The organism is Acidimicrobiales bacterium, assembly GCA_033344915.1.
GTDB lineage: Bacteria > Actinomycetota > Acidimicrobiia > Acidimicrobiales > Aldehydirespiratoraceae > JAJRXC01.
Genome location: JAWPML010000001.1, coordinates 3,492,517 through 3,518,797 on the forward strand (window position 1 = coordinate 3,492,517; position 26,281 = coordinate 3,518,797).

The 26,281-nt window shown below is 69.3% G+C and carries 28 protein-coding genes and 1 tRNA gene; 14 read left to right on the forward strand and 15 right to left on the reverse strand.

What is annotated here, in order from left to right; all coding sequences use genetic code 11:
* Nucleotides 1-44: 44 nt before the first annotated feature.
* From R8F63_16815 to R8F63_16830, 4 genes are read left to right on the forward strand one after another with little or no spacing between them, the layout of a single operon-like run.
* Nucleotides 45-1,673, forward strand: a complete 1,629-nt coding sequence (locus tag R8F63_16815) for a methylmalonyl-CoA mutase family protein (GenBank protein MDW3220273.1) — start codon at nucleotides 45-47, stop codon at nucleotides 1,671-1,673.
* On the forward strand, nucleotides 1,673-2,080 hold the full coding sequence (locus R8F63_16820) for a cobalamin-dependent protein (protein ID MDW3220274.1): 408 nt from the start codon (nucleotides 1,673-1,675) through the stop codon (nucleotides 2,078-2,080). The genes R8F63_16815 and R8F63_16820 overlap by 1 nt, the downstream gene beginning before the upstream one ends.
* Complete coding sequence (meaB, locus tag R8F63_16825; protein MDW3220275.1) at nucleotides 2,077-3,042, forward strand: methylmalonyl Co-A mutase-associated GTPase MeaB; 966 nt, start codon at nucleotides 2,077-2,079, stop codon at nucleotides 3,040-3,042. Before R8F63_16820 ends, meaB begins: the two co-directional genes overlap by 4 nt.
* Nucleotides 3,039-4,229 (forward strand): cytochrome P450, encoded by a 1,191-nt coding sequence (locus R8F63_16830; protein MDW3220276.1) that lies wholly within the window; start codon nucleotides 3,039-3,041, stop codon nucleotides 4,227-4,229. Before meaB ends, R8F63_16830 begins: the two co-directional genes overlap by 4 nt.
* On the opposite strand, the gene R8F63_16835 is transcribed toward R8F63_16830, so the two are convergent.
* Entirely contained in the window at nucleotides 4,230-4,997 is a 768-nt protein-coding gene (locus tag R8F63_16835; GenBank protein MDW3220277.1) for a helix-turn-helix transcriptional regulator, read from the reverse strand. It abuts the gene before it with no gap.
* Between the two features lie 96 nt (nucleotides 4,998-5,093).
* Between R8F63_16835 and R8F63_16840 the strand changes: the two genes are divergently transcribed.
* The 5 genes from R8F63_16840 (at nucleotide 5,094) to R8F63_16860 (ending at nucleotide 7,959) form a co-directional block, all read left to right on the forward strand.
* Entirely contained in the window at nucleotides 5,094-6,260 is a 1,167-nt protein-coding gene (locus tag R8F63_16840) for a PLP-dependent aminotransferase family protein (GenBank protein ID MDW3220278.1), read from the forward strand.
* A gap of 11 nt (nucleotides 6,261-6,271) precedes the next feature.
* Nucleotides 6,272-6,643, forward strand: a complete 372-nt coding sequence (locus tag R8F63_16845; GenBank protein ID MDW3220279.1) for a hypothetical protein — start codon at nucleotides 6,272-6,274, stop codon at nucleotides 6,641-6,643.
* Nucleotides 6,640-6,810, forward strand: a complete 171-nt coding sequence (locus R8F63_16850) for a hypothetical protein (GenBank protein ID MDW3220280.1) — start codon at nucleotides 6,640-6,642, stop codon at nucleotides 6,808-6,810. The genes R8F63_16845 and R8F63_16850 overlap by 4 nt, the downstream gene beginning before the upstream one ends.
* Before the next feature lie 111 nt (nucleotides 6,811-6,921).
* Complete coding sequence (locus tag R8F63_16855) at nucleotides 6,922-7,119, forward strand: hypothetical protein (protein MDW3220281.1); 198 nt, start codon at nucleotides 6,922-6,924, stop codon at nucleotides 7,117-7,119.
* A 57-nt stretch (nucleotides 7,120-7,176) separates the two neighbouring features.
* A complete protein-coding gene (locus R8F63_16860; protein MDW3220282.1) occupies nucleotides 7,177-7,959 on the forward strand; it encodes an alpha/beta hydrolase in 783 nt (260 codons plus the stop codon).
* Here R8F63_16860 and R8F63_16865 read toward each other — a convergent pair.
* Nucleotides 7,908-8,348: a hypothetical protein gene (locus R8F63_16865; GenBank protein ID MDW3220283.1), complete on the reverse strand. Its 441-nt coding sequence runs from the start codon at nucleotides 8,346-8,348 to the stop codon at nucleotides 7,908-7,910. The genes R8F63_16860 and R8F63_16865 overlap by 52 nt on opposite strands.
* A gap of 118 nt (nucleotides 8,349-8,466) precedes the next feature.
* Between R8F63_16865 and R8F63_16870 the strand changes: the two genes are divergently transcribed.
* Genes R8F63_16870 through R8F63_16880 form a run of 3 tightly spaced genes read left to right on the forward strand, consistent with a single transcriptional unit; the run spans nucleotide 8,467 to nucleotide 11,078 of the window.
* Complete coding sequence (locus R8F63_16870; GenBank protein ID MDW3220284.1) at nucleotides 8,467-9,510, forward strand: lysophospholipid acyltransferase family protein; 1,044 nt, start codon at nucleotides 8,467-8,469, stop codon at nucleotides 9,508-9,510.
* A complete protein-coding gene (locus tag R8F63_16875) occupies nucleotides 9,507-10,289 on the forward strand; it encodes a DUF1295 domain-containing protein (GenBank protein MDW3220285.1) in 783 nt (260 codons plus the stop codon). Before R8F63_16870 ends, R8F63_16875 begins: the two co-directional genes overlap by 4 nt.
* Nucleotides 10,290-10,298: 9 nt before the next feature.
* On the forward strand, nucleotides 10,299-11,078 hold the full coding sequence (locus R8F63_16880) for an inositol monophosphatase family protein (GenBank protein MDW3220286.1): 780 nt from the start codon (nucleotides 10,299-10,301) through the stop codon (nucleotides 11,076-11,078).
* A 3-nt stretch (nucleotides 11,079-11,081) separates the two neighbouring features.
* Here R8F63_16880 and R8F63_16885 read toward each other — a convergent pair whose 3' ends face one another.
* The 12 genes from R8F63_16885 to R8F63_16940 form a co-directional block, all read right to left on the reverse strand.
* Nucleotides 11,082-11,741, reverse strand: a complete 660-nt coding sequence (locus R8F63_16885) for a DUF3105 domain-containing protein (GenBank protein ID MDW3220287.1) — start codon at nucleotides 11,739-11,741, stop codon at nucleotides 11,082-11,084.
* A gap of 74 nt (nucleotides 11,742-11,815) precedes the next feature.
* The gene (locus tag R8F63_16890; GenBank protein MDW3220288.1) at nucleotides 11,816-12,679 is read right to left on the reverse strand and encodes a FliA/WhiG family RNA polymerase sigma factor; all 864 of its coding nucleotides are present in this window, start codon (nucleotides 12,677-12,679) and stop codon (nucleotides 11,816-11,818) included.
* Nucleotides 12,680-13,005: 326 nt separating this feature from the next.
* Nucleotides 13,006-13,995 (reverse strand): hypothetical protein, encoded by a 990-nt coding sequence (locus R8F63_16895; protein ID MDW3220289.1) that lies wholly within the window; start codon nucleotides 13,993-13,995, stop codon nucleotides 13,006-13,008.
* Nucleotides 13,992-14,147: a hypothetical protein gene (locus R8F63_16900; GenBank protein MDW3220290.1), complete on the reverse strand. Its 156-nt coding sequence runs from the start codon at nucleotides 14,145-14,147 to the stop codon at nucleotides 13,992-13,994. Before R8F63_16900 ends, R8F63_16895 begins: the two co-directional genes overlap by 4 nt.
* Nucleotides 14,148-14,254: 107 nt before the next feature.
* A tRNA-Ile gene (locus tag R8F63_16905) sits at nucleotides 14,255-14,328 on the reverse strand.
* Nucleotides 14,329-14,393: 65 nt separating this feature from the next.
* Nucleotides 14,394-15,179 (reverse strand): DUF3566 domain-containing protein, encoded by a 786-nt coding sequence (locus R8F63_16910; GenBank protein ID MDW3220291.1) that lies wholly within the window; start codon nucleotides 15,177-15,179, stop codon nucleotides 14,394-14,396.
* 66 nt (nucleotides 15,180-15,245) lie between these two features.
* The gene (locus R8F63_16915; GenBank protein ID MDW3220292.1) at nucleotides 15,246-16,085 is read right to left on the reverse strand and encodes a DUF3445 domain-containing protein; all 840 of its coding nucleotides are present in this window, start codon (nucleotides 16,083-16,085) and stop codon (nucleotides 15,246-15,248) included.
* 30 nt (nucleotides 16,086-16,115) lie between these two features.
* Nucleotides 16,116-16,439 carry a hypothetical protein gene (locus R8F63_16920; protein ID MDW3220293.1) on the reverse strand — a complete coding sequence of 108 codons (324 nt, stop codon included), beginning with the start codon at nucleotides 16,437-16,439 and terminating at the stop codon, nucleotides 16,116-16,118.
* 49 nt (nucleotides 16,440-16,488) lie between these two features.
* Nucleotides 16,489-19,023: a DNA gyrase subunit A gene (gene gyrA, locus R8F63_16925; GenBank protein ID MDW3220294.1), complete on the reverse strand. Its 2,535-nt coding sequence runs from the start codon at nucleotides 19,021-19,023 to the stop codon at nucleotides 16,489-16,491.
* Nucleotides 19,023-21,002 carry a DNA topoisomerase subunit B gene (locus R8F63_16930; GenBank protein ID MDW3220295.1) on the reverse strand — a complete coding sequence of 660 codons (1,980 nt, stop codon included), beginning with the start codon at nucleotides 21,000-21,002 and terminating at the stop codon, nucleotides 19,023-19,025. The genes gyrA and R8F63_16930 overlap by 1 nt, the downstream gene beginning before the upstream one ends.
* 236 nt (nucleotides 21,003-21,238) lie before the next feature.
* Complete coding sequence (locus tag R8F63_16935; protein ID MDW3220296.1) at nucleotides 21,239-21,559, reverse strand: DUF721 domain-containing protein; 321 nt, start codon at nucleotides 21,557-21,559, stop codon at nucleotides 21,239-21,241.
* The gene (locus tag R8F63_16940; protein MDW3220297.1) at nucleotides 21,552-22,643 is read right to left on the reverse strand and encodes a DNA replication/repair protein RecF; all 1,092 of its coding nucleotides are present in this window, start codon (nucleotides 22,641-22,643) and stop codon (nucleotides 21,552-21,554) included. Before R8F63_16940 ends, R8F63_16935 begins: the two co-directional genes overlap by 8 nt.
* 33 nt (nucleotides 22,644-22,676) lie before the next feature.
* On the opposite strand from R8F63_16940, the gene R8F63_16945 reads away from it, so the two are divergent.
* Nucleotides 22,677-23,882 (forward strand): low temperature requirement protein A, encoded by a 1,206-nt coding sequence (locus tag R8F63_16945; protein MDW3220298.1) that lies wholly within the window; start codon nucleotides 22,677-22,679, stop codon nucleotides 23,880-23,882.
* 41 nt (nucleotides 23,883-23,923) lie between these two features.
* A complete protein-coding gene (locus R8F63_16950; protein ID MDW3220299.1) occupies nucleotides 23,924-24,982 on the forward strand; it encodes a phytanoyl-CoA dioxygenase family protein in 1,059 nt (352 codons plus the stop codon).
* Nucleotides 24,983-24,991: 9 nt separating this feature from the next.
* On the opposite strand, the gene dnaN is transcribed toward R8F63_16950, so the two are convergent.
* Nucleotides 24,992-26,095 (reverse strand): DNA polymerase III subunit beta, encoded by a 1,104-nt coding sequence (dnaN, locus tag R8F63_16955; protein MDW3220300.1) that lies wholly within the window; start codon nucleotides 26,093-26,095, stop codon nucleotides 24,992-24,994.
* Between the last annotated feature and the right edge of the window lie 186 nt (nucleotides 26,096-26,281).

Consider the following 26,281-nt stretch of genomic DNA (forward strand, 5'->3'; position numbering starts at 1 on the left):
AGGAAATACTTTGATGTCCAAGTACATCGGCCGATCGGATGATCATGAGTGACCCCCTCGCTGACTGGCGTGCCGCCTACGAAACCGCCCACCTGCGCGATGTGCCCTTCGAGACCATGTCCGGTGTGCCCCTCGAACCCGTTCACGGCGACGCGCCCTACCCCGGGCAGTACCCGTTCACCCGCGGCCTCCATGCCGCCGGGTATCGATCCCGGCTCTGGACCATGCGCATGTTCGCCGGCTTCGGCACCGCCGAGGACACCAACGCCCGCTTCAAGGAACTCCTCCGAGCGGGAGGCACCGGCCTCTCGACCGCCTTCGACATGCCGACCCTCATGGGTCGCGACTCGGACTCGCCGTGGGCGCTCGGCGAGGTCGGCCGGGCGGGCGTGGCCGTGGACACGCTGGCGGACATGGAGGACCTGTTCGCCGACATCGACCTCGCCGGCGTCTCCACGTCCATGACCATCAACGGCCCGGCGGCCACCCTGCTGGCGATGTACGTCGCCGTCGGCGAGAAGACCGGCGTCGCCCGGGCGGATCTCGCCGGCACCATCCAGAACGACATCCTGAAGGAGTACCAAGCGCAGAAGGAGTACATCTATCCGCCGCGCCCGAGCATGCGGATCGTGACCGACATGGTGACGTTCACCACGGCGGAGATGCCGAAGTGGCACCCGATCTCGATCTCCGGCTACCACATCCGCGAAGCAGGCTCGACCGCGGCGCAGGAGTTGGCGTTCACGCTGGCCAACGGGTTCGCCTATGTCGAAGCGGCGATCGCCGCCGGCGAGGACGTCGACGAGTTCGGGCCGCGGCTGTCGTTCTTCTTCAACAGCCACACCGACTTCTTCGAGGAGATCGGCAAGTTCCGTGCCGCCCGGCGGATCTGGGCCCGCTGGATGAAGGAGCGCTACGGCGCCACCGACGAGCGCGCCATGATGTGCCGCTTCCACACCCAGACCGCCGGGGTCTCGCTCACCGCCCAGCAACCCGAGATCAACATCGCCCGCGTCGCGACGCAGGCGCTCGCCGCCGCGCTGGGCGGCACCCAGTCGCTGCACACCGACAGCTTCGACGAGGCGCTCGCCCTCCCGACCGAGAAGGCGGCCCGCATCGCTCTGCGCACCCAGCAGATCGTCGCCCACGAGACGGGCGTGGCGTCCGTCGTCGACCCGCTCGGTGGCGCGCCCTTCGTGGAGTGGATGACCGACGAGATGGAACGACAGGCCGAGGCCGTCTTCGCCCATCTCGACGACCTCGGCGACGGCTCGATCCTCGAGGGTGTCTACGCCGGGATCGACAACGGCTATTTCGTCGGCGAGATCGCCGACGCCGCGTATCGCTTCGAACGGGAGGTCAACGCCGGCCGCCGGATCATCGTCGGCGTGAACGACTTCACCGACGGCGACGAGGACACCGAGCCGAACCTGCTGCGGATCGACCACACCACCGAGGAGTACCAGCGCAAGCGGCTCGAGGCCGTGAAGCACGACCGCAGCCAGGAGGCCGTGGACACCGCGCTCGCCGCGATCACCCAGGCGGCCGAGGATCCGACGGTGAACCTGATGCCGCCGATCATCGACGCGGTGAAGGCGTACGCGACCGAAGAGGAGATCGCTCGGGCCATGGAGTCGGTGTTCGGGACCTATGTCGAAACGGCGGTTGTCTGATGTCCTCGACGGCCGAGCCACCCCCTCGGATCGTGCTCGCGAAGCTCGGGTTGGACGGGCACGACCGCGGCATCAAGGTGGTCGCGCGCATGTTGCGCGACGCGGGGATGGAGGTCATCTATCTCGGCCTGCGCCAGACCACCGACAGCATCGTCGCCGCCGTGGAGCAGGAGGATGCGGACGCCATCGGCCTGTCGATGCACAACGCCGGACACCTGACCCTGGGCCCGGCGATGCTCGCCGCCCTCGACGAGGCCGGACTCGACGTGCCGCTGATCATCGGCGGGATCGTCCCGGACGACGATCGACCGATCCTCGACGCCGGGGGTGTGGCCGCGGTCCTCGGTCCGGGCGCGTCGGCCGAGGAGGTCGTGGCCACGGTCCGCGCCGCGATCGACACCGCGTGAGTCCCCGCGACCTCCCGCTCGACGAGCTCGTGGACGGAGCGCTCGGCGGCGACCGGCGGGCTGTCGGCCGTCTGCTCAGCATCGTCGAACGGGGTGGGGCCGAGGCCGAGCAGATCGAAGAACGCACCCACGCCCACAGCACCGCCGCCCACGTCATCGGGATCACGGGGGCGCCGGGCGCGGGCAAGTCCACGATGGTCGCCCGGCTGGTCGCCGCGTTCACGGGCGCGTCGCGCCGCCCGGCCGTCGTCGCGGTCGATCCGTCGTCGCCGCTCACCGGCGGCGCGATCCTCGGCGATCGCGTCCGCATGGCCGAGGTCGACACCTCGGCATTCATCCGCTCGGTGGCAACCCGCGGGCACAGCGGCGGGTTGGCCCTCTCTGTTCCCGGCAGTGCGCGGGTCCTCGCGGCCGCCGGCTTCGATCCCGTGATCATCGAGACCGTCGGCGTCGGTCAGGTCGAGGTGGACGTGACCGCGGCCGCCGACACGACGGTCGTCGTCGTCACCCCCGGTATGGGCGATGCCGTGCAGGCCAACAAGGCGGGGCTGCTCGAGGTCGCCGACATCTTCGTGGTCAACAAGGCCGACCTCCCCGGCGCGAGCGACACCCGCCGCGATCTCGAGCTCATGCTCGAGCTCAGCCACGTCACCGGGCAGGAGGACGCGAGCCGCCGTCCGCCGATTCTGATGGTCGACTCACTCGCGGGCGACGGCATCGACGCGGTGCGCGCCGCGATCGACGAACACCACGACCATTTGGTGACCACAGATCGACTGGGGGAGCGGCGACGGCGGCGGGCGCGCTACGAGATGCGGTCCCGGGCGACGCTGGCGTTCGAGGCGCATGTGGACGCGCGATTGCGGACGCCGGAGGTGGTCGCCGCCGTCGAGGACGTCCTCGCCGGCCGCGCCACGCCTTCGTCGGCGGCGCGTCGGGTGTGGCAACCTGACGCCTCGTGACCGCGACCCGACCGACCAGCGCCGTCCTCGACCCGGAGTGGTGGCGCCGCGACCCGCAAGCCGACTTCGCCGCACTCCGCGCCCACGACGGGATCTGGCGTGACGAGGGCAGCGGCATCTGGCTCGCCGCCCGCCATGCGGACGTCCTCGCGGTCGAGCGGGAAAGTGCGACGTTCGCCAGCCGCGACCAGGAGGGTGGCACCTACCGCCTGAACCCGTCGCCGGGCGAGATGACGATGATCAGCCACGACGACCCGCAGCACCTCGCCCAGCGTCGCCAGGTCAACCGGCGCTTCACCCCCCGGGCCGTGCGCTCCCACACCGAGCACTACACCGCGATCATCGAGGAGCTCGTGGACGGCGCCATCGATGAACACGACTCCCGCGGGTCGGTCGAGGTCGTCGACGCCATCGCCGCTCAGCTGCCGTGCCGGGTGACCGCCGAGCTCATCGGCTTCGGCGCCGAGCGCTGGCGCGAGGTGAAGGACTGGTCCGAACGCCAGATGCGGATCGACACGGCTCCGTCGGATCCGGCGCTCTTCGAGTCGTTCATCGGCAGCATCCAGGAGTGGGCGGCGATCATGCAGGACGTCCTGCCCCAGCGGGCGGCCGAACCGGCAGAGGATCTCTTCTCCGACTGGATCGCGAACCAGATGGACCCGATGACGATGGTGCAGGAGACCGGGCTCCTGATCGCCGGTGGCGCCGAGACGACCCGCACCGTGATCGCCCACGGTCTGCGGACGTTCGTCGATCATCCCGACCAGTGGGAGGCGATCGCGGCCGACCCAGCCCTCGCGATCACCGCCACGGAAGAACTGATCCGCTGGGTGACACCGCTGAACAACATGTTCCGCCAGGCCACTGCGGACACCGAGCTCGCGGGCACGGCGATCGCCGCCGGCGAGCGCATCGCGCTCGTCTACCCGGCCGCGAACAAGGATGAAGCGGTGTGGGACGACCCCCAGGTCTTCGACATCACCCGCGACCCGAACCCGCACCTGTCCTTCGGCCACGGCACCCACTTCTGCCTCGGTGCCAACGTCGCCCGCGCCGAGGTGCGGCTCCTGCTCGAGGTGTTGACGAGCCGCATCACCAACCTGCGCGCCGTCACCGAGCCGGACGTCGAGCCCAACATCTTCGCCCGGGCGGTGCGGTCCTTCGAGCTCGGTTTCGACCTGCGCTGATCATCCCACCGGGGTGTAGACCACCACGGTCCAGCCCGGATGGTCGGGGAGCGCCAGCCGGTGGTGGTGCAGGGCCACCTCGCCAGTCGTCGGATGGTCGAAGCGCCGCACCTTCGGCGAGAAGACGGCAACCTCCCGAGCGCGCCAGGCGGCGTCGAACGCGGGGTGGTCGGCGCGCAGCTCGTCGACGAGTGCGCGCCCCTCGTCGCTGGGGAACCGTCCGAGGTGCAAGCGAAACTGGGACGCGAGCCGTCGCACCTCGTCGTCCCAATCCGTCATGAACGTCCGCAACGACTCGGTTTCCAGGGTCAACCGGAGGAGGTTCGGGGGCGACGCCCGTTCCTCGATCACCGGGAACAGTTCGGCCTGCGCCCGGTTCCAGCAGACCAGGTTCCACGCGTGGTCGAGCACATAGGCCGGGTTCGGGTGCAGCCCCCGCACGAGCACCTGCTGGGACTCGTCGCCGACCTGGCCGGCCACGACGGGCGCCGGCGGGTGGAGGTCGGCGAGATCGTAGAGGTGGGCCCGCTCCGGAGCCGTGAGGCGCAGCGCCCCTGCGAGCCCGTCGAGGACATCAGCCGACACCCGGTTGGCCCGTCCCTGCTCGAGGCGGGTCAGCCAGGAGACGCCGACCCCCGACAGCACCGCGACCTCCTCACGCCGGAGCCCCTCCGCCCGCCGTCCGGACCCCGGAGGCAACCCGACATCGGCCGGCCGCAGCCGCTCGCGCCGGCTGCGGAGGAAGTCCCCGAGTTCGTCCGACCGCATGATTCGAGGCTAGCCGGGCTCAGCTGAAGGTACCACTGGTGGTACCACCATTGTCCGGGGCTTCCATCCGCGGCGACGAACCCCGACGCTGCAGTGATGCACCCGCTGCTGAGCCAACGCGCCCGCAACCAGACCACGTCGGCCATCCGCGACCTGCTCGAGCAGGCCAAGCGACCAGGCATGATCTCACTCGCCGGAGGCCTCCCCGACCCGACACTGTTCCCCGCGGACCAACTGGCTTCGCTCGCGGCCGAGTGCATCCGCGGCGATGCCGACGCCACGCTCCAGTACGGGCTCACCGCCGGGCGCGTCGAGTTGCGCGAGCACATCGTCGCGACGACCCCGGCGGCCGCCACGATCGACGAGGTCGTCGTGACCACGGGCAGCCAACAGGCGCTGCATCTGCTGAGCCTCGTGCTCCTCGACCCCGGCGACACGGTGGTGGTCGGCGATCCGGACTATCTCGGCGCCCTCCAGGCGTTCCGGGGCGCCGGCGCCGCGCTCGCGGCCGTGCCGATCGACGACGACGGGCTGGACACCGATGCCCTCGCGGCGCGTCTCGCCGAGGGACTGCGGCCGGCCTTCGTCTATGTCGTCCCCCACTTCCACAATCCGACCGGGGTGACCCTCGGCTCGGCGCGACGGGCCGCCCTGCTCGACCTCGCCGACCGCTACGGCTTCCTCGTCGTCTTCGACGATCCGTACCGCGAGCTGGGCGTGGACGGTGCGCCCGCCGAGCCGGACCCCCACCCGGCGGCCGTGCAGCTCCGCAGCATCTCGAAGGTGCTCGCTCCCGGTCTCCGCGTGGGCTGGATGATCGCACCGGCGTGGCTCGCCCGCGCCGTGGAGCAGGCGAAGCAGTCCGCCGACCTGCACACCAGCAGCCTCAGTCAGGCACTCGCCCACGCGGCCATCACCGCGCCCTGGTTCCCGACCCATGTCGACGGTCTCCGGGCGGCCACCCGCACGAAGCGCGACGTCCTGCTCGACGCGCTCACCGCTCGGTTCGGGGAGCAGATCGCCACGACCACGCCCACCGGCGGCATGTTCGTGTGGGCGACGTTCGCCGACGACACCGACACGACGACACTCCTACCGGTCGCCCTCGATCACGGTGTCGCCTTCGTGCCCGGGGGCGCCTTCGGTGTCGACGCCGACCATGGAGCCAGCCTCCGGTTGAGCTGGGCAACGGCCACCCCGCCGCAGCTGGCCGACGCCATCGACCGGCTCGGCGCCGCCCACGCCGCCCTCGTTTCGGCCTAGCGTCGCGGGCGATGCCGACGCTCGCCGATCTCCCATCCGATGTCGCCGCGTCGTTCGCCGCGCTCGTCGACGGGGTCTGGGACGGACGCATGGACCCGACGATCCTCGAAGCGTGTCGGCAACGGGCGTGTGCGCTGATCGGGGCACCGCCCGATGCCGGGCGGCACCGGTCCGAACCGGAGCCCGCGGCGGACACACCGGCCACCCGGGCCTGCCTCGCCTTCACCGAGGTCTGGGTGATCGATCCCCACGCGATGACCGACGAACTCGCCGCCGAGGTGCGCCGCCACCTCGGCGACGCCCAGGTGGCCGCCTTCACGATCGGACTCGCCACCATCGAGGCGCAGGCCCGCGCCGCGCTCGCGCTCGGACGGGTGGCATGAGGATCGCGCCGCCCGAGGGGTCGATGAACTTCTTCGACCACGACGCGGAACTGAACGGCCGGTTCGACCGCTTCTATGCCGAGCTGTGGCAGCGCGGCGCGCTGGACCAGGCGACCAAGGAGGTCGGGCGACTGCGCAACGCCCGGATCACGGACTGCGGCATTTGACGCAACCTCCGCTTCGCAGGTGCGCAGCAGCAGGGCCTCACCGAGGATCACGCCTCGCTGATCGGCGACGATGTCGCGACCTCGACGCTGCCCGACCGCTGGAAGACCACCGTGGCATGGGCCGACATCGTGATCGGGGCGGCCGACGACGCGGCGGCCGCGGCCGATGCCGCTGCGACCTTCTCGGCCGCGGAACTCGCCGAGCTGACACTCACGATCGCCGTGGCGCAGGGATTCTCGAAGGCCGCGATCGCCTGGGGCCCCGCCCCGGAGCTCCCGACGATGACCATTCCCACGCCCGGGGACTGACCGGAGACCCTGTCCCCACGGATTGTGCGCCGGCGGCGACGATGGGAAGCTTGCGGGATGCCTCCCCGCCCGTCACGAGTACTCGCCGCGCTCGAGGTTCGCGCGCTCGGTGAGATGGGTTCGTTCGCGTGGAGCGCCCCGGCACTCGCGGCCGTGCTCCCCCGCGGCGAGGGGCGCCCGGTGCTGGTCCTGCCCGGCTTCCTCGCCGACGACTCGAGCACGCGGGCGATGCGCCGCCTGCTTCGCCAGCTCGGCCACCAAGTGCACGGGTGGCGGCTGGGGCGCAACATCGGGCCGAGCAACGAGATCATCGACGGCATGGTGGAACGGGTCGACGCCCTGCACCGGGCCCACGGGACGATCGACATCGTCGGTTGGAGCCTCGGCGGCATCTACGCCCGGGAGATCGCCCGGCTGGCCCCCCACGTCGTGCGCCAGGTCATCACGATGGGATCGCCGTTCCAGACCACCGGCAGTCACGAATCCAACGTCAGCGGGGCGTTCCGGGCCTTGCAGAACCGGCACGATCCCCACTTCGAGGAGCATCGCGTCCCGTCGTGGGCCCGGGATCCGATCCCGGTGTGGACGACGTCGATCTACACGAAGTCGGACGGCATCGTGCACTGGTCCCAGTGTCTGAACGTGCATCATCCCCACACCGAGAACATCGAGGTGCGCGGCAGCCATTGCGGGCTCGGGTTCAACCCCGCCGCCATGTGGATCATCGCCGACCGCCTCGCCCAGCCCTCCGACCGCTGGCAACGGTTCAAGCCCGCCGGCCCGCTCCGCTATCTGTTCCCCAGGGGCACCGGGTTCGACGTCGGCGCGGTGGCCGCCTGAACCTCCGGCGCCGGATCCACGAGGACCGGGCCGATCACCACTCCGTCGGCGGCGCGCTGCAACCGCTGGGCATCACCACTGAGCTCGCGGGCGCGCGCCTCGAGCGCGAGTTCGGTCTCGCGGAGCCCGTCGGACGCCACCCACAGCGAGAAGCCGATCGTGCGCTGGAGCACACTGCGACTGCGCTCCCCCGCGCGGGAGTTCCACACCGCGGCGGTGTGGCGCGCCAGGGGAGCATCGTCGCGAGAGACCAGCAGTTGACGCCGCCGGGCGATGTCGTCGGCGAGCGCCCGCGCGTCCTCCGCCCGGCGGGCGGCCCACGAGGCATCCGCCCGCATCTGCTCCTGCGCACGTCGCGCCGCGGCGGCCTCGGAAACCACATCACTCATGACAACCTCCGGATCTCGACGGGACGGCGTTCGCCGGATGTGTGCCAAAGATACCGAAACTGCATGAGAATGCAATCGGCTTTCGTGCCGGGACGACCGGCCGCGGTACGGTCGGGTGATGGCCGCTCCGCCTCGGCCGGTGATTCGCCGCCCGATCAGCATCACCCTGACTGTCGTCGCGGCGACGATCGGAGTGATCGTCACGCCGGCCGCGGTGCTGCTGCTCGGCGCGATCGACCTCGTCACCCGGGACCGCTTCCGCCGCACCCGGATGTGGCTGCTGACCGTGGCGACGCTGGTCGTGGAGTTCGCGGCGATCGTCGCGATGGCGGGGATACTGGCCTGGCACGTGGGCCGACTCGACCGGGAACCGGCCCAGGGGCGTTTCCACCGGCTCGAATGGTGGTGGGCGGGCCGCCACATCACGAACCTGCGCGTCCTCGCAGGCGTGCGCTGGGTCGTCGAGAATCCCGAGGAGCTCGGTCACGGCCGGGCCATCGCGCTCGCCCGCCACGCCAGCCACGCCGACTCGATCCTGCCCGTGCTGCTGTTCGGGATCGTCGGGCGCCGCCGCCTTCGCTACACCCTGAAGGACGATCTCCAGTGGGCGCCCGCGATGGACATCGTGGGCAACCTGCTGCCGAACGTGTTCGTCGATCGCTCCCCGACCGACGATTCCCCCCTGTGGGACCGCCTCGAACACCTCGCCTCCGGCCTCGACGACGGCGTCGCGGTGATCTTCCCCGAAGGAACCTTCTTCACCCCACAACGCCTCGAGCGGGCCGCCACCCGCCTGGGTGAGAGCCGACCGGATCTCGAAGCCGCCGCCCGCACCCTCGAACACATGCTCCCGCCCCGGCCGGCCGGCACCGAGGCGCTCCTGGCCGGCGCTCCGGATGCCGACATCGTCCTCGTCGCCCACGAGGGAATGGAAGCGTTCAGCGATCTCGCGTCGATCCGGCGGGGCCTTCCCCTCGAATCGCCCGTGCGGGTGCGACTCTGGCGCATCCCGAGGGCCGAGGTGCCGGACGGCGATCTCGCAGCGTGGCTCCTCGAACGATGGATCGATCTCGATCGGTGGATCCAGAAGCGGGTGCTCGAACGTAGAGACTGCGACGGGATGCCCCCGTCGCTGGTCAGTGCAGAGGAGATCCGCCCATGAGTGGACACGTCGATGTGATGGTGGGATCGGCGCTGGCGATCGTCGTGACGATGGTCGCCACCTGGGTCCTGAGCCTGGTGCTGCGCAACGCCAGCATCGTCGACATCGTGTGGGGACTCGGGTTCGTCGTGGTCGCGTGGACCGCCCGCGTCATCGGCGACGGCAACGACGGCCGCAGCGATCTGATCACGGCGATGGTCACCATCTGGGGGCTGCGTCTCGCCCTCTACCTGCTCTGGCGCAACTGGGGGGAGGGCGAGGACTATCGCTACCAGTCGATGCGGCGCCGCCAGGGCGATGCGTTCCCGGTCAAGTCGCTCGTCACCGTCTTCGGCTTCCAGGGTCTGGTGATGTTCGTCGTCTCGTTGCCGATCCAGCTCGCGGCCACGCCCGCGACCCCCGACATCGGCGTCCTCGCCGTCATCGGCGTGGCGCTGTGGGGCGTCGGGCTCTTCTTCGAAACGGTGGGTGACGCCCAACTGGCCCGGTTCAAGGCGGATCCGGCCAACGCCGGGACGGTCATGGATCGCGGGCTCTGGCGCTACACCCGCCATCCGAACTACTTCGGCGACTTCTGCGTCTGGTGGGGGCTTTTCCTCGTGGCGGCCGAATCCGGCGACGCCTGGTTCGGCATCATCGGCCCGGCGGTCATGACGTTCATGCTCCTACGGGTGTCCGGCGTGGCGATGCTGGAACGCGGCCTGATGAAGCGGCGAGAGGGCTACGGCGAATACGTGGCCCGCACGGCGACGTTCTTCCCCCGACCCCCTCGCGGCTAGCGTCGCCGGATGTCCGACGTCCCTGCCGTTGATCCCGCGCTGGTCGACCACGCGGTCGAGATCGCCCGGGCGGCCGGCGAGTTGACGCTCGAATGGTTCCGCCGAGCGGACCTGGCGGTCGACATCAAGGGCGACGGCTCCCCGATCACGGCCGCGGACCTCGCGGCCGAGACGTTCATCCGCGGCGAGCTCGCCGCCGCGTACCCCGGCGACGCCGTCATCGGCGAGGAGCACGCCGACGCCGAGGGCACGAGCGGCCGCACCTGGGTGATCGATCCCATCGACGGCACCAAGGCGTTCACGAAGGGCGTCCCCCTTTACGCGAACCTCCTCGCCCTCGTCGACGAACACGGCCCCGCGATCGGGGTGATCAACCTGCCGGCGCTCGGCGAGACCCTGTGGGCCGGCCGGGGCCACGGTGCCGTCTTCGACGGCGAGCCGTGCCGGGTCAGTGACCATCGCACCCTCGCCGGCGCCTACGTGTGCACGAGCGAGTTCGGGTACTGGCCGCCGGACGACCTCCGGGCCGTCCTCGCCCAGCCGGTGCAGTTCCGCACCTGGGGCGACGCCTACGGCTACAGCCTGGTCGCCACCGGGCGGGCCGAGGCGATGATCGACCCGCGGGCGAATCCGTGGGATGTCGCGCCGGTCGCCGTCATCATCGCCGAGGCGGGGGGACGATTCACCGGCTACGACGGCAACGACGCCGCCGACGCCTGGCGGCGCGGTTCGGGCGTGGCCACGAACGGTGTGCTCCACGACGAGTTGCTCGCCGTGTGGGGCTCCTGAACGTCAGAAGCTCGCGAGGATCGCTTCATAGTTCAGCAGCGGCTGATCCGGCGCGGCACCGAGCGCCTCGGCGCAGCTCACGCCGGCCTCGGGCGCGGTCGTCGAGAGTCGACCGGTGAAGTTGCCGAGGAACTCCTCGACGAGCGGATCCGCCCAGCGGTCCACGGCGAGCTGACGCGTCCAGGCGGAGAGCACGATCGGGTTCTGGAGTCCGGGGTACGGGGCCGCCAGGAGGTGGGTCTCCCCCAAGACCCGCGCCTCGATCGCCCCGACTTCGTCGGCGGTGAGATCGGGCTGGTACGCGATCCACACCGCACCGTGCTCGAGCGAGTGCACGGCGGCGTAGTCGACGACGGGCTCCGTGTAGAACCCGCAGTTCTGCCAGACCCCGAAGTGGTTGCCGCTCGTCGGCGGCGAATGCGAGAACAGCGTCTCGGGGCAACCTTCGTGGCCCGCTCCCTCGTTCTCGTGTTCGATGACCTCGCCGACCGGGAGCAACGTTGGTGCGGGCTGCTCCACGACGGCGCAGCCGAACTCGTCGACGACCGGCGCCCCGCTGTCGTCGAGCACGGTCGGCGCCGGTGTGGTCACCTCGCCGTCGTCACCGCACGACGCGGCGATGACCGACAGGACAACGAGCAGAACGGCAACGTAGCGACCCATGGGTCGCCACGCTACCGAGTGCTTGCTTCGTCATGGCGACGGGGTCCTGTCGGACCCGATCGCAGTTCTCGGGGCTAGCGCAGGCCGACGATGGCCGGAGCGTCACTCTCGATGAGGTTGATCTGCTCCATGCGGTCCGCGAAGTCCGACGCCTCGGAGATGCCCTTCGCGTAGGTGGCCTTGCGGCGGGCGACACGACCGGTGACCTCGCAGGGCTCCGGCGAGTCGCCGAGGTACTGCGCCTCGATGCCTTCCTGGAGCATCAGCAAGGACTCCGAACGGAGCTGGCTGATGCGGGACTCGGTGACGCCGAGGAAGTCGGCGAGATCCTGGGAGGTGCGACCCTCGAGGAAGTAGCCCACCACGACGAGCCGGTGGCGTTCGGGCAGCAGCGAGATGGCGTCACGGAGGTAGCCGTGGAGCTCACGGGTCTCGAGCTCGGCGGACGGCTCGATGCTGCTCTCGTCGACCAGCACGTCGACCAGGGTGAGGTCCTTCTCGACGTCGTCGGCCGTCTCGTGTTCGAGGGCCAGCACGACGGAGCGGAACATCCGGTCCTGGAGGCGGTTGAGTTCGCTCTGGCTCATGCCGAGCGCTTCGGACATCTCTTCCTTGTTCGGCACCCGACCGAGCTCGGTGGCGAGCCGCTGCTCGGCGGCCTCGAGCTTGCGGGCGAGGTTGCGGACCGAGCGGGGGGCCCAGTCGGCGGCTCGCACGGCATCGAGGATGGCCCCTCGGATGCGCTGAGCGGCGAAGCGTTCGAACGGAACGCCCCGTTCCTCGTCGTAGCGACGAGCGGCTTCCACGAGCCCGAGTGCCCCGGCCCGGGCCAGTTCGTCGCGATCCACGTGGCGGGGGAAGTGCACCGCCACCTGGAAGACGATGTGCTTCACCAGAGGAAGGTTGTCCTCGATCATCTCGGCGAGCTCAGCGTCCATCGAGTCCGCGCCCTGTGTCGGTCGAACCCGACGGCGGCTTGCCCGTGTGCTGCGCATCCTGTGTTCCGTATCGCCCATCGTCATCGCCCCGGATCTCCCTCGTTGTGAGTTGAAGTCGGTCCTGTCACCGAACTTCTTCCAGCCGAGATGGTTTCGGCGCGAGGGCTGACGCGCTTTAGCGATTTCTCGAAAAAGTGTCCAAATGGCCCATATCGACCGTCGTTTCAACGCTTCTACGGCACGTTCGATGGCCGCCTTTATCCCCACCTCCGTCCCATCGCGGTGACGTTGGTCACGACGGCACCGAGTCCGGTGGCCGGGACGGGTCAGAGGAACGTGGACACGCCTTCGAAGCGCATCGGGCGCACCCCACAGTCGCCGATCCGGCGCAGGAGGGCGAGATGATCGGGCATTCCGGCGAGGCCGTAGGCGCCGGGCTCGGCCCGGCCCTCCATGACGTGCAGGGTGGTGCAGGCCGCCACGGCACCGGCGGCGACGGCGGGGCGTTCGATCGCGCCGAGCACGAGCACGCGGCGCTCGATGCCCACGCGACCCCGCAGCTCGACGCGCACGGCGCCGATACCACCCTCGACCGGGGGCGGACGCAGCATCGGCAGTGGTGCGGTGAGACGGTCCCGACGGGTCGCGGCGCGGCGGGCGGTCACCCGATCGACGCCGGGGAACTCGGGCACCAGCAGCAAGGCGTCGGGCAGACCGGCCCGATAGCAGTCGCGCCCACCGATCGGGTCGGGGAAGTAGACGAGCTCGCGACCCGAGCCACCCGACCGGCGTGTCCACTTGCCGTCGCGCCAGTCCAGGCCGGTGGAGGAGAGCGAGCGATGGTGCTGGCGGGCGCATGCCGGCCCGCCCGTGCCCACCTTCGCGACGTGGATCTCGTCGACCCGGTCGAGTTCGTCCGCCCCGTGACGGGCGAGCAGGCCCGTGAGCCCCGGCATGAACCCCGCACCGATCACCACGGGGACCCCGCTGTGCTGCGCTTCCTGTTCGAGGGTGAGGAGGCGACGGACCTCCGACATCTGATTGGACGTCGACACGACCGGCACACCGCGGTGCACGGCCCGACGCGCGATCGCGGCCTGCGAACCGGCCGGCGAGGCGATCACGACCGCGGCCGCCCCCGGGTCGATGTGGCGGCCCTCGCCGAACTCGGCGCCCAGGCCCAGGGTCTCCACGAGACGTCGGGCCTTGTCCATCTGCTGGTCGCGGATCTCGACACAGTCGACCTTGCCGCTGCTGCGAAGCTGGCGGGCGATGCGAGCCCCGGTGGCGCCGGCGCCGAAGAGGACGACCTTCATCGAAGGTCGTCGCCCTCGAGCTCGCGCCAACCGCCCTTCTGGGGCGGGACACCGCCACTGCCCCGCACCCGGATCGCCGCGGCCACGGAGACACCGGCGAAGATGGCGACCATCGCCCGCCGAACGAGCGTCAACAGACCTCGACCGCCCATGTCAGCTCTCCCGTCCGTGTCGAGGATGCCCGAAGATCCGGCTCCGCCGTCCCCGCGAAGGGAGTCTCGGCGGAGCCGAAACTCCATGGAACTCTGACGAGTTCCCGTGGGGCTAGCAGGAGTCGAACCTGCGACCTCACCCTTATCAGGGGTGCGCTCTAACCAACTGAGCTATAGCCCCGTGAGGCGATCACGCTACCGGTGTGCGGTTGTGCTCGCCAACGTGGTTTGCCGGCAGCAACGCCGTCAGATGGACGGCTCCTCGGCCTCGGCCGGCTCGTCCATGTCCGCCCCCTGTTCGGCGTCCGTCTCGGTGGACTCGGCCGTCGGGAGCAGGGGCACGTCCGCGGCCGGATCCGGCGGCGGATCGTCGAACGTCGCGTCGGCGAGAACAGGCCCGCCGGCACCCATCTCGTGCGCAGCCGGCGCCGGCTGGACCATCGGGCGCGCACCATGGCGCGGCCGGGTGCGCTTGGGGCGGGGCCGGGCCGTCTCTTCCTCGACGACCGTGAACCGGACACCACCCGTGACATCGCTGATGAGGTTGAACAGCACGGCCATGAGCACGGTGAAACCGGAGCCGGCGACGACGAGGACGAGTCCACCGATCGCGCTGGCCCGGAAGATCTCATCGGCGTTGAACTCGAAGCTGTCGAGAGCGAAGAGTTCCTTGATGAAGTTCTCGACATTGTCGATCGTGCCGGAACCGACGGCGAAGCTCCACAGGATCACGCCGGCGATCAACAGGATCACCCAGAGGCAGAAGTAGAAGAGCAGCGAGACCTTGAGCACCGACCAGGGCTCGACGTGGCGGACGAGCCGGCGCACCTTGCGGGCCCGGAGTCGACCGGCGATCCGACGATCGCGATAGCTCGGCCGGGGAGGACGGACGCCGGGCGGAAGCCCGGGCACCATCGGCGGCGCGGACGCGGCGGCAGGCGCCGCCTCGGCGACGTCGTCGCCGGGAAGCACGAGTTCCTCGCCTGTGGCCAGGCGGAAGGTTGCGTCGTCGGGTTCGGGGAGCTCAGACATGCGTGTGGGAGTGGTCTTCCGCCGCCCGCGGCGAGAGCACCGGGAAAGTGTACGGGACGACGGCCCTCAGACCGCCTCACCCCCCGCGTCGATCCATCGGGCCAGTTCCCGGCGGAGTCCGTCGAGGTTCTTGTAGCGGGCGACATCGAGGGGAGCGCTGAGGAGTTCGCCCGCCAATGCCGCGGGTGGGAGGTCGGCGAGGACCTCGCCCAGCGACCAGACGTGGATCCTGATGCCGAACACGATGGCCGTGTGGTGTTCGAGACGCCGCAACGTCTGACGCTCGACCCGCAGGAAGAGCTGGGTGGCGGGATCGGCGGGCAGGCGGTCGGGGGCCTGACGGTCGGCCGCAGGAAGCCGCCGGGCCGAATCACCGACGAGCGACCAGTTGAGTCGATACGCGATGGCGCCCGGCGTCATGCGGTCGAAGAACCGATCGACCCGGTCGCTGAGCTGTTCGGCGTAGCCGGGAACGGGACCGTGAATGGCGGCGAGCGTCCCCCCGATCTTGTCCGCGAGCGACCACCGAGTGGGGAAGCACACACTGCCGGCGGTGAGCCGCCAGGCGGTGTCGTCGCGTTCCAGCAGGCAGAGATCCTCCTGGACGGACCGGCCCGCGATGTCGATCGGATGCGTCCCGATGGTGGACAGGGCGAGACCCCGCCGCGCGAGGTCCGCGGCGACGAGATCCAGCACCTCCTGAGCCGCCGGCTCGGAGCCGGGCACGAAACGGAGGCCATCGCTGCCGGGCTCGGCCAGCGTCGCGGTCTTCCGGGCGAGGTCATCGGCCCGCCGATCATCGGGCTGGAGCCACTCGGGCGCCCCGAGGCTGCGGACCCCCATGCGCCAGCGGAACGGTGGCGAGAGAATCGGATGGTCGACGACCTCCGGGAACGACAGGGGCACGCCGCCGATTGTCGCGCGGCCCCGGGCGGTTCACGGCACCCATTCGACGGTCTGCTCGGCACGGGCGCGCGCCGAGACGGCACCGACCCGCACGACGACCTCGACGACAGCACCCATGCGGCGGAACGACTCCAGTTCGCCGTCGTTCGCCGCAGCCATCGCCGCCGCGGCGGTCGCACCCCCGCCGGCCCCGGCGATCGCGGCGGCGTCAGCCGCGGTACGAGCGCGCGCCGCATCGTCGGCGGACGCCCCGAGCCGACCGACCACCACGGCCGCCACCAGGGCCAGCACCACCACGACGACCATCAGGGGCGTCGCCTGGCCCCGCTCCTGTGAACACACGAACGCGCCCATCTTCCATCCTCCTCGTTCTCGCGAATCGGGGAAGTGGGGGGAGGAAGTATCAGTCGGTTTCGTCGCCCGTCTCGGCGGTAGCGGCGAGCTCGTCGGTGTCCGCGGATTCGAGCTCGGCGGCGACAGCCTCCTCGAGGGTCATCAACGCGATGGAGGCCACCTCGTCGCCGTCGTCGGGGCTCATGACCTTCACGCCACTCGCGGCGCGCCCCTGGCTAGAGATGTCCTGCACACGGGTGCGGATCAACACCCCGTGGGCGGTCATCGCGAGGATCTCGTCGTCATCGTCGACCATCAACGTGCCGACGACATGGCCCTTCGCCTCGACGATCTTGATCCCGACGACGCCCATGCCGCCGCGTCCCTTGGTGGGGTACTCCTCCACCGCGGTGCGCTTGCCGTAGCCCTGGCTGGTGATGTGGAGCAGCGTCGAGCCCTCCCGGGCGATGTCGCAGGCCACGACCTGATCATCGGGCTTCTTGAACTTCAGGCCGATGACACCGGCCGCGTTGCGACCCATCTCGCGGACCTGCTCCTCCTTGAAGCGGATGGTCTGCCCGAACTTCGACGACAACAAGATGTCGAAGAGGCCGTTGGTGGGGATCACCTCGACCAGCTCGTCGTCGTCGTTGAGCTTGATCGCGATCAGGCCCGCCCGCAGCGAGGAGTCGTAGGCGTTGAACCGGGTCTTCTTGACCCGCCCCTTCTTCGTGGCGAAGAACAGATAGCGGTTGGTCTCGTAGTCGCGGGTGTCGATGATCGCCTGGATGGTCTCGTCCTCCTGCAGGGGCAGGAGGTTGACGATGGCCGTGCCCCGCGCCGTGCGGGACGCCACCGGGATCTGGTGGGCCTTCAGGCGGTAGACCCGACCGCGGGTGGAGAAGAACATGAGATAGGAGTGGGCCGTGGTCTGGATGAGGTGGGTGAGCTCGTCCTCGTCCTTCAGCTTGGCGCCGGCGATGCCGCGTCCCCCTCGACCCTGGGTCTTGAACTCCTCGGTCGGCACCGTCTTCACGTAGCCGGACGCCGACATGGTGAAGACCAGCGGGTCGTCGTCGATCAGGTCCTCGATGTCGAACTCGCCGGGATCGATCTCGAGGACCGAGCGGCGCTCCTCCCCGAACTTCTCACGGATCTCGCCGAGTTCGTCGACGATGACCGACCGGAGTCGCTCGTCGTCGCCCAGGATCGCCTGGAGATCGGCGATGGTCTCGCTGAGCTCCGCGGCCTCCTCCTCGAGATCGCTGCGACCGAGCCGCGTGAGCCGACCGAGCTGCATGTCGAGGATGTGGTTCGCCTGGACCTCGGAGAACTCGAACGGGGTGGCCATCAACGCCTCGCGGGCCGCGCCGCGATCCTCGCTGGCCCGGATCGCGGCAATGATCTCGTCGATCAGGTCGAGCGCCTTGATCAGGCCCTCGACGATGTGGAGGCGCTTCTCGGCCTGGTCGAGTCGGTACTCCGACCGGCGGGTGATGACCTCGACCTGATGGTCGACGTAGGCGACCAACGCGGACCGCAGGTTCAGCGTGCGGGGCACGCCACCCACGAGGGCGACCATGTTCACCCCGAAGCTGGTCTGCAGCGGCGTGCTCTTCCAGAGGTTGTTGAGCACGACCTCGGGATTGGCGTCGCGCTTCAGCGTGATGACGAACCGGGTGTCGTCACCGGAGGACTCGTCGTTGACGTCGGCGATGCCCTCGAGCTCGCGATTGTTGACGAGCTCGGAGATCTTCCGGGCAACGGCACCGGCGGACACCTGGTACGGGAACGCGGTGACCACGATCGCCTGACGCTGGCCCCGCTCCTCGATCTCGGTCGCGGCCCGCATCTTCACCGAGCCGCGGCCCTCGCGATAGGCGGCTTCGATGCCGACCCGACCGAGGATCTGACCGCCGGTCGGGAAATCGGGACCCTTGACGAACTCCATCAGGTCGTCGACGGAGGCGTCCGGGTTGCGCAGCAGGTGAACGACCGCGTCGCACACCTCGTTGAGGTTGTGGGGCGGGATGTTGGTGGCCATGCCGACCGCGATGCCCTGACTGCCGTTGACCAGCAGGTTGGGGAAACGGGCGGGCAGGACGTCGGGCTGGGTGAAGTCGCCCGAGTAGTTGTCCACGAAGTCGACCGTGTTCTCGTCGATGTCCGCGAGCATCCGCATGGCCAGGGGATCGAGCTTGCACTCGGTGTAGCGAGCGGCCGCCGGCGGATCCTCGGGCGAGCCGTAGTTGCCGTGGAAGTCGATCAACGGGTGGCGCAGGGAGAAGGGCTGCGCCATGCGGGCCAACGCGTCGTAGATGGCGCTGTCGCCGTGGGGATGGAAGCGGGCCATGACGTCGCCAGTGACCCGGGCGCACTTCACATGGTTACGGTCCGGCCGGAACCCCTGGTCGTACATCGACCACAGGATCCGTCGGTGGACCGGCTTGAGGCCGTCACGCGCATCGGGCAGGGCCCGGCTGATGATGACCGACATCGCGTAGTCGAGGAAGGAGCTCTCCATCTCCTCCTGGATCTCGATGACGGTCACGTCGTCGGGTTCGCCGCTGTCGTCGAGTTCGTCGGTGGTGGGGGTGTCAGACATCAGAAGTCCAGGTTCCGCACTTCGCGTGCATTCGTGACGATGAAGTTCTTGCGCTGCTCGACGTCGTCGCCCATGAGGATCGACATCACCTCGTCGGCGATCGCGGCCTGCTCGACGGAGACCCGGAGGAGCGAACGCGAGCCCACGTCCATGGTGGTGTCGCGCAGCTCGTCCCAATCCATCTCGCCGAGGCCCTTCAACCGCTGGAAGTCCTTCGTGTAGTTCGGACGTTCGGCCATGAAGGCGTCCTTCGCGGCGTCGTCCTTCAGGTACACGGTCTCCTTGTTGGAGATCTTCGTGGAGTAGAGGGGCGGCTGGGCGATGTAGACGTAGCCCGCCTCGACGAGCGGTCGCATCTGCCGGAAGAAGAACGTGAGCAGCAGGGTGCGGATGTGGCTGCCGTCGACGTCGGCATCGGCCAGCAGGATCACCTTGTGGTAGCGGGCCTGCTCGATGTCGAACTCCTCGGCGAAGCCGGCCCCTATCGCGGTGATGAGGGTCTGGACCTCGGTGTTCTTGAGCATCTTGTCGATGCGGGCCCGTTCGACGTTCAGGATCTTGCCGCGGATCGGCAGGATCGCCTGGGTCTCGGGATCGCGGGCCCGCACCGCGGACCCACCGGCGGAGTCGCCCTCCACGATGAACAGCTCCCGCCGCTCGGGATCCTTGGACGAGCAGTCCTTCAACTTGTCCGGCATGCCGGCCCCGTCGAGCAGCGATTTCGACCGGATCGCCTTGCGGGCGTCCGCCGCGGCCACGCGGGCCCGGGCGGCGTTCGTGGCCTTGGTGACGATGGCCTTGCCCTCACCCGGGTGCTCCTCGAGCCAGTCGGCCATGCGCTCGTTGGTGACCTTCTCGACCAGCGAACGCATGGAGACGTTGCCGAGCTTCGACTTGGTCTGCCCCTCGAACTGGGGCTCGCCGATGCGCGCCGAGATGATCGCGGTGAGACCCTCACGGATGTCCTCACCCGTCAGGTTCTCGTCCTTCTCCTTGAGGAAGCCCTTGTCACGCGCGTAGGCGTTGACGGTGCGGGTGACGGCGGTGCGGAAGCCCTGCTCGTGCATGCCGCCCTCGAGAGTGGCGATGCCGTTGGCGAAGCTGTGGAGCCCGTCGGCGTTGAAGCCGGTGTTCCACTGGAAGGCGATCTCGACCTCGTGGGGATTGCCGCCGATCTCCTCCTCCCCCGAGAAGTAGCCGACCGTGGCGAACAGCGCATCCTTCGACGCGTTGACATGGCTGACGAAGTCGATGATGCCGCCGTCGTACTTGAACGTGACCCAGCCCTCGGGATCATCGGTCTCCACGGTGGAGGTGGGACGCAGATCACGGACTCGGATCTCCAGGCCGCGGTTGAGGAACGCCATCATCTGGAAGCGCTCGAGCAGAGTCTGGAAGCGGAAGTCGACCTCGTCGAAGATGGTCGGGTCCGGCCAGAAGCGCACCGTCGTGCCGGTGCGGGCTTCGCCGTCGGCGCCGACCGGAGGCTCGCCGGTGGCCGCCAGCCGGTCGCGGAGCTCACCACCGTCCGCGAACGACATGAAGTGACGGCTCCCCTGGCGATCGATCTCCACCTCGACGCGACGCGACAGGGCATTGACCACCGAGATGCCGACGCCGTGCAGACCACCGGAGACCTTGTAGCCCTCGCCACCGAACTTGCCGCCGGCGTGCAACACGGTGAGCACGACCTCGGCCGCGCTCATGTCGTCGTACTTCGGATGGACGTCGGTCGGGATGCCCCGGCCGTCGTCGGTCACCTCACACCCGCCGTCGGCGAGGAGGGTGACGTCGATACGGCTGCAGTGGCCGGCCATCGCCTCGTCCACCGAGTTGTCGACGACCTCCCACACCAGATGGTGCAGGCCGGTGGGACCGGTGGATCCGATGTACATGCCGGGTCGCTTGCGCACGGCTTCGAGACCCTCGAGAACCGTGATGTCCTGTGCCCCGTAGGAAGACTCACTGGTGGTGGTCACTCGCTCTCCATTCGAATCAGCTCTCCCGTTGTGGTCGGCGCCGGCGTCACCCGCGGCACCAGTATCGGAGGACGGTGTGACACCGTCGCGAGGCCCGTCGTCCGCGGTCATGAGAGGGCTCCGAAATCCCGGTCGCGACGAGCGAGCGTGGGGGTTTCCGGGAGGGTGTTGGCGTCTGGAGGACGCTGGTGAAACAGCCCGAACACGGTGCTTCGAGTGTAGCAGTTACATGCGTGTCATTTGCGCCTGGAGACCCGCACGTTCACCTGGGAAACCCGATCGGTCCCGGCGACCTCCGCGACCCTTCTGACCAGGTCTTTTTCCAGCCAACGCAGCTCGCTCGCCCAGGTCGGATCATCGGCGGCGACCGTCAGGGTGTCACCGTCGATCGAGACGGGGCGACAGTGCTTCGCGACATCATCTCCGACGATCTCGGACCAGCGCGAGAACACGCTGTCGAGCACGTCCACCGAGGGCGCCCGCAGGGTGCCCATCAGGCGGTCCAACGCCCGGCCGAGCCGCTGGGGCCCACGGTCCGCGTTCGACGGATCACGCATTTGCGCTGGCCTCGGTCACGGTGCCGTCGACGACCCGGAGCACCCGGTCGGGGACGGCCGCCGGCGGCAACCAGGCGGCCGTCGTCAGGAGCCGCTGGCCCCCGGGCAGTGCGTCCAACAGCGCTTCGGCCCGCCCGGGGTCGAGCTCCGAGAACACGTCGTCGAGCAGCAGGACCGGCTCCGCGACGCCCGCGGCGCGCACGACGGCGTCGGCCGCCAGCCGCAACGCGAGCGCGAGCGAACGCTGCTCACCCTGCGAGGCGTGGGTCCGCGCCGGCGCGCCCCCGATCCGCAGCGTGATCTCGTCGCGGTGCGGACCGATCGTCGACACGCCGCGCCGGACGTCCTGGTCGCGCGACGCGACGAGCGCATCGGCCAGCGCACCGTGCCAGCTCGGCTCGTAGACGGTCTCCACCTCCGCAGCCTGTCGCGCCACGGCGTCGTACGCACCCGCGAGCCCGGGCGCCATCTCCGCGAGCAGTTGTTCGCGGGCGTCGCGCACCGCCTGACCCGTGTGCGCGAGCTTCGCGTCCCACACGTCGAGGGTGAATGCCGCATCGGCGTCGAGACGGCCGTGGGCAGAGCGCAACAGGGCGTTGCGCTGCTTCAGGATGCGCTCGAGGTCCGCCCGGGTCGCGTCGTGCTTGGGGTGTCGGCTCACGAGCGCCTCGTCGATCCAGCGGCGCCGCAATGCCGGACCGCCCTTGACGAGCTCGAGATCGTCCGGCGAGAACACCGTCACCTGCACGACCCCCAGCAGGTCGCGCGCCCGCGAGAGCCGTTGCCGGTTGACCTGGATGCGGTTCCGGCCGATGCGGGGCAGCTCGGCCTCGATCAGTTGCTCGCGGCCGTCGGCGGACACCACCGTCGCCCGCAGCACGGCCGCGTCGGTGCCGAGCCGGATCAGCGCGTCGTCGGGAACCCCCCGGAACGACCCCATCCCGGCGATCCAGCTGATCGCCTCGAGCAGATTGGTCTTGCCCTGCCCGTTCTCACCGACGATGGCCGTGAGCCCGTCGGTCAACGACACCGTCACCGCCTCGTAGGACCGGAAGTTCTGGAGTTCGAGCGTCCGGATCTGCACAGGGCGCCAACGTAGTTTCTACACTCGCCCGAAATGGCTATCGAACACCCACACGGCACGGGGCCCAGTGGTTGGATCCGCCTCCCGCCGGCGGACGAGGACTTCACGGCCAACCCGGTCGAGCTCTTCTTCGACCTCGCCTTCGTGTTCGCCTTCGCCCAACTCGTGTCGTTCCTCGTGCACCACCACGACCTCGAGGGCATCCTCGAAGCCGGGTTGCTGTTCTGGATGCTGTGGCTCCCCTGGACCCAGCTCACCTGGTCGGCGAACGCCGTCTCCGCCCACGCCCGCAACGTGCAGGCGTTGATGCTCGTGGCCACCGTCGCGTCCGTACCGATGGCTGCGGCGGTCACCAGTGCGCTCGACGACGCCGGCTGGATGTTCACGATCCCCATCTCGGTGATCCTGCTGATGGGTCTGGTGTTGATGACGATGGGGCACCCGACCGGATCGGCCGAATGGAGGTCGGCGATCGTCTATGGCATCCCGAACGCGGCCGCGATCGGCCTGTTCCTCCTGGGTTCCGCGTTCGACGACCAGCCGGTGCGGGTGACGCTGTGGCTCGCCGGCATCGCGATCATCGCCGGCGGCACGTTCGTCGCCGGCAAGGGTGACTGGATCATCCGGCCGGGCCATTTCGCCGAACGTCACGGGCTCATCATCATCATCGCCCTGGGCGAGGTCATCGTGGCGATCGCGGTGCCGGTGCTCGATGCCCTCGACGTCGACGAGGGGCTTCCCAAGGAGACGATCGCTTCGCTCGCCTTCGCCGGGCTCTTCGCCGCGCTGTTGTGGTGGGGCTATTTCGACCGACCCCAGAAGGTGTTCGAGAGTCGCTTCGAACAGGTCACGGGTTCGGCACGAGCGCAGTACGCACGCGATGTCTACACCTACATCCACGCGCTCATCGTCAGCGGCGTGATCTTCTCGGCCGCCGCGCTCGAGGAGATCACGTTGCACCCGGACGACACGCTCGACTACGGCGTGCGGATGATGCTCCTGCTCGGACTCGGTCTGTTCTTCGGCGGTGTCGAGCTCGCCACGTTGCGGGCGTACCACGTGGTCCCACCCGAACGAGCCGGCGCGATCGCCGTCCTGGCCGCCGTGTTGTTCCTCGGCGAGAACGTCGACGGGATCTGGCTCCTCGCCGCGATCGACCTCGTGATCTTCATCACGCTCGTGCTCGAGGGACGACGACTCGAGCACCCGGGCGACACCCGCCGCGCCGTCACCGACTGATCGACAGGACGGCCGGCGACCGTGTCGGTATCGTTCGGGTCGTGGGGGTGGAGATCCGGTTCCGCGTCGCGATCGCCGACGCGTTGCGAGACGAACGTTGGGACGACATCGCGGCGTTGCTGAGCGACGCCGACCGGCCGGTCGACCAGACTTCGCGCGTCCTCACCGAACTGGCCGACACGGACGAGTTGCACCGAATCCGCCAGGCCTACCTGCGCCACCCGGACCCACACAACCGGCTGTCGGATCCACGACCGCGACGCGCCCGGCGCGTGGTCGAACGGCTGCGCACGGACGGGGTCGTCCCCGTTCGCCGACTGTTCCCCCGGCGCCGGATCCGGCGGATCCACGACCGCGTCGACCTGGCCTTCCGCACGGGCGAGCACGCCGAGTTCCGCCACTACGACCAGGAGCAGTACTGGCGCGACGACCAGCAGGCATGGGTGTTCAACGATGCCCTCGCGATCGCGCCGGAGCTCCTGGCCCTGTGCCGCGATCCGCTGCTGGTCACGACCGCAGCCTCCTATCTCGGCAAGCCGACGCACATCAAGCGGGTCTACGGGATGCGTTACCTCCCGAAGGAACAACCGGAGAGTCACCAGTTCGGCTGGCACCACGACATGGAGGACCGCATGGTCAAGGTGATGGTGCTGCTGACGGACGTCCCCGCCGACGGCCAGGTCATGTCCTATGTCGCCGGCACCCACGAGACGGTCCACCCGTTCTCCTGTTTCCGCCGCAATGCCCTGTCGTTCGACCAGATCGGTGTCGACCCCGCCTCGTGCCGGGCGGTCGACACCGTCGGCCGGGCCGGCGACGTGTTCCTGTTCGATCCCAACGGGATGCACCGGGGCCGGCGGTCGCTCGGCGCCCCCCGCGACGCGATCTTCATCGAGTTCACCGCCGACGCGAACCACGACAATGTCTGGGGCAGCCGGCTCGGGATCGAGGAACCCGAGCGATTCGGTCCGGACGCCGACGACCCGCTGCACCTGTTCCGCGATCTCCGCCCCAAGTGGGAGCGGCGCGCCCACGACCCCCGCACCGAGACGACATGGATCGAATCACTGGGCGACCCCAGCCGATGGCTGCGGAGATGAGGCCCGAGGTCAGCTGACGCGGACCGGCATCAACAGATAGAGGAAGTTCGGATCCTCGGACGACTTCAACAGGGCCGGCTTGAGCTCGTCCACCGTCTCGAGCGTGATCTCGTCCCCGGGCGCCACCTCGATCCCGTCGATGAGGTACTCGGGATTGAACGCCACCGTGAGATCCTCACCCGTGTACTTCGCCTCTTCCACGGCTTCATGGGCCTGACCGACATCCTGGGTGACGGCGACGAGTTCGAGTCCGTCGGCCGACATCGCCATCCGTACCGGCGTGGACTCCTGGGCGAGCAGACGAACACGACGCACGGCATCGAGCAGCGTCGTGCGATCGACCGTCAGTGAGTTGGGGTGGTTCGTGGGGATCAGACCGCGATAGTTCGGGAAATCACCCTCGATCAGCCGGGTGGTGACGGACACGCGGCCGACCTGGAAGCCGGCGTCGCGTTCGCCCAGACGCAGGGTGATCTCGGTTTCCTCGCCGACCACGCGGGCCAGTTCCTTGAGGGCCCGGCTCGGCACGAGGACCTTCTGCCCCTCCCCCAACACGGACGTGCCGGCGAGATCACGCACCGAGAGCCGGTAGGAGTCCGTGGAGACGAGGCGCAGCCCGCCCTCCTCGGCGGCCATGAGCACACCGGTGAGGATCGGCCGGGCGTCGTCGGACGACGCCGCCTTCTCGACCTGCTCGATCGCGGCGCGGAACGCACCCGCATCGAGCGTCACGGCGTCACCCTCCGGGGTGGCCAGCTCGGGGAACTCGTCGGCGGGGATGACCCGGATCGCGAACTCCGAGGGCTGGGCGACGATGCGAGCGTCGTCGTCCTCCACGGTGACCTCGACGGCGCCCGCCTTCAGCGAACGGACCACATCGGATGCGAGCTTCGACGGCAGGACCGCGACACCGTCCTCGGACCCCGCGACGTCGATGACGACGGAGATCGTCAGATCCAGATCGCTGCCGGTGATCGTCAGCTGATCGCCGATCAGCTCGAGGCGGACTCCGGCCAACACCGGTAGGGCGCCACCTCGGGTGGTGACGGCCCGTCCCGCATCAGCGAGGGCTTTGGCGAGGATGTCTCGCTCACATCGGAACTTCAGGCCCATGGTTGGGTTACTTCTCCCGGTCGTATGGACATATGTCTAGTAGCAGTCCATAGGGGTTGTGGATTGTGGAGGGAAGGCAGTCTGCCCTGAGATGACGCGGATGTCGTGTCCCCATGGCTTCCCCGCGCGCTCACAGTGTGTGACACCGGTCGCGCCGCGATGGTGGATGGCGCGGGGTTTGTGCAC

Bases quoted from the DNA above. Each gene is read 5' to 3' on its own strand.
- R8F63_16845 (MDW3220279.1), top strand. From the start codon at position 6,272: ATGCCGACGCTCGCCGATCTCCCATCCGATGTCGCCGCGTCGTTCGCC.
- R8F63_16820 (MDW3220274.1), top strand. From the start codon at position 1,673: ATGTCCTCGACGGCCGAGCCACCCCCTCGGATCGTGCTCGCGAAGCTC.
- R8F63_16875 (MDW3220285.1), top strand. From the start codon at position 9,507: ATGAGTGGACACGTCGATGTGATGGTGGGATCGGCGCTGGCGATCGTC.
- R8F63_16895 (MDW3220289.1), bottom strand. From the start codon at position 13,995: ATGAAGGTCGTCCTCTTCGGCGCCGGCGCCACCGGGGCTCGCATCGCC.
- R8F63_16880 (MDW3220286.1), top strand. From the start codon at position 10,299: ATGTCCGACGTCCCTGCCGTTGATCCCGCGCTGGTCGACCACGCGGTC.
- gyrA (MDW3220294.1), bottom strand. From the start codon at position 19,023: ATGTCTGACACCCCCACCACCGACGAACTCGACGACAGCGGCGAACCC.
- R8F63_16835 (MDW3220277.1), bottom strand. From the start codon at position 4,997: ATGCGGTCGGACGAACTCGGGGACTTCCTCCGCAGCCGGCGCGAGCGG.
- R8F63_16815 (MDW3220273.1), top strand. From the start codon at position 45: ATGAGTGACCCCCTCGCTGACTGGCGTGCCGCCTACGAAACCGCCCAC.
- R8F63_16885 (MDW3220287.1), bottom strand. From the start codon at position 11,741: ATGGGTCGCTACGTTGCCGTTCTGCTCGTTGTCCTGTCGGTCATCGCC.
- R8F63_16910 (MDW3220291.1), bottom strand. From the start codon at position 15,179: ATGTCTGAGCTCCCCGAACCCGACGACGCAACCTTCCGCCTGGCCACA.
- R8F63_16945 (MDW3220298.1), top strand. From the start codon at position 22,677: ATGGCTATCGAACACCCACACGGCACGGGGCCCAGTGGTTGGATCCGC.
- R8F63_16840 (MDW3220278.1), top strand. From the start codon at position 5,094: ATGCACCCGCTGCTGAGCCAACGCGCCCGCAACCAGACCACGTCGGCC.
- R8F63_16890 (MDW3220288.1), bottom strand. From the start codon at position 12,679: ATGGACGCTGAGCTCGCCGAGATGATCGAGGACAACCTTCCTCTGGTG.
- R8F63_16870 (MDW3220284.1), top strand. From the start codon at position 8,467: ATGGCCGCTCCGCCTCGGCCGGTGATTCGCCGCCCGATCAGCATCACC.
- R8F63_16865 (MDW3220283.1), bottom strand. From the start codon at position 8,348: ATGAGTGATGTGGTTTCCGAGGCCGCCGCGGCGCGACGTGCGCAGGAG.
- R8F63_16860 (MDW3220282.1), top strand. From the start codon at position 7,177: ATGCCTCCCCGCCCGTCACGAGTACTCGCCGCGCTCGAGGTTCGCGCG.
- R8F63_16900 (MDW3220290.1), bottom strand. From the start codon at position 14,147: ATGGGCGGTCGAGGTCTGTTGACGCTCGTTCGGCGGGCGATGGTCGCC.
- R8F63_16850 (MDW3220280.1), top strand. From the start codon at position 6,640: ATGAGGATCGCGCCGCCCGAGGGGTCGATGAACTTCTTCGACCACGAC.
- dnaN (MDW3220300.1), bottom strand. From the start codon at position 26,095: ATGGGCCTGAAGTTCCGATGTGAGCGAGACATCCTCGCCAAAGCCCTC.
- R8F63_16935 (MDW3220296.1), bottom strand. From the start codon at position 21,559: ATGCGTGATCCGTCGAACGCGGACCGTGGGCCCCAGCGGCTCGGCCGG.
- R8F63_16920 (MDW3220293.1), bottom strand. From the start codon at position 16,439: ATGGGCGCGTTCGTGTGTTCACAGGAGCGGGGCCAGGCGACGCCCCTG.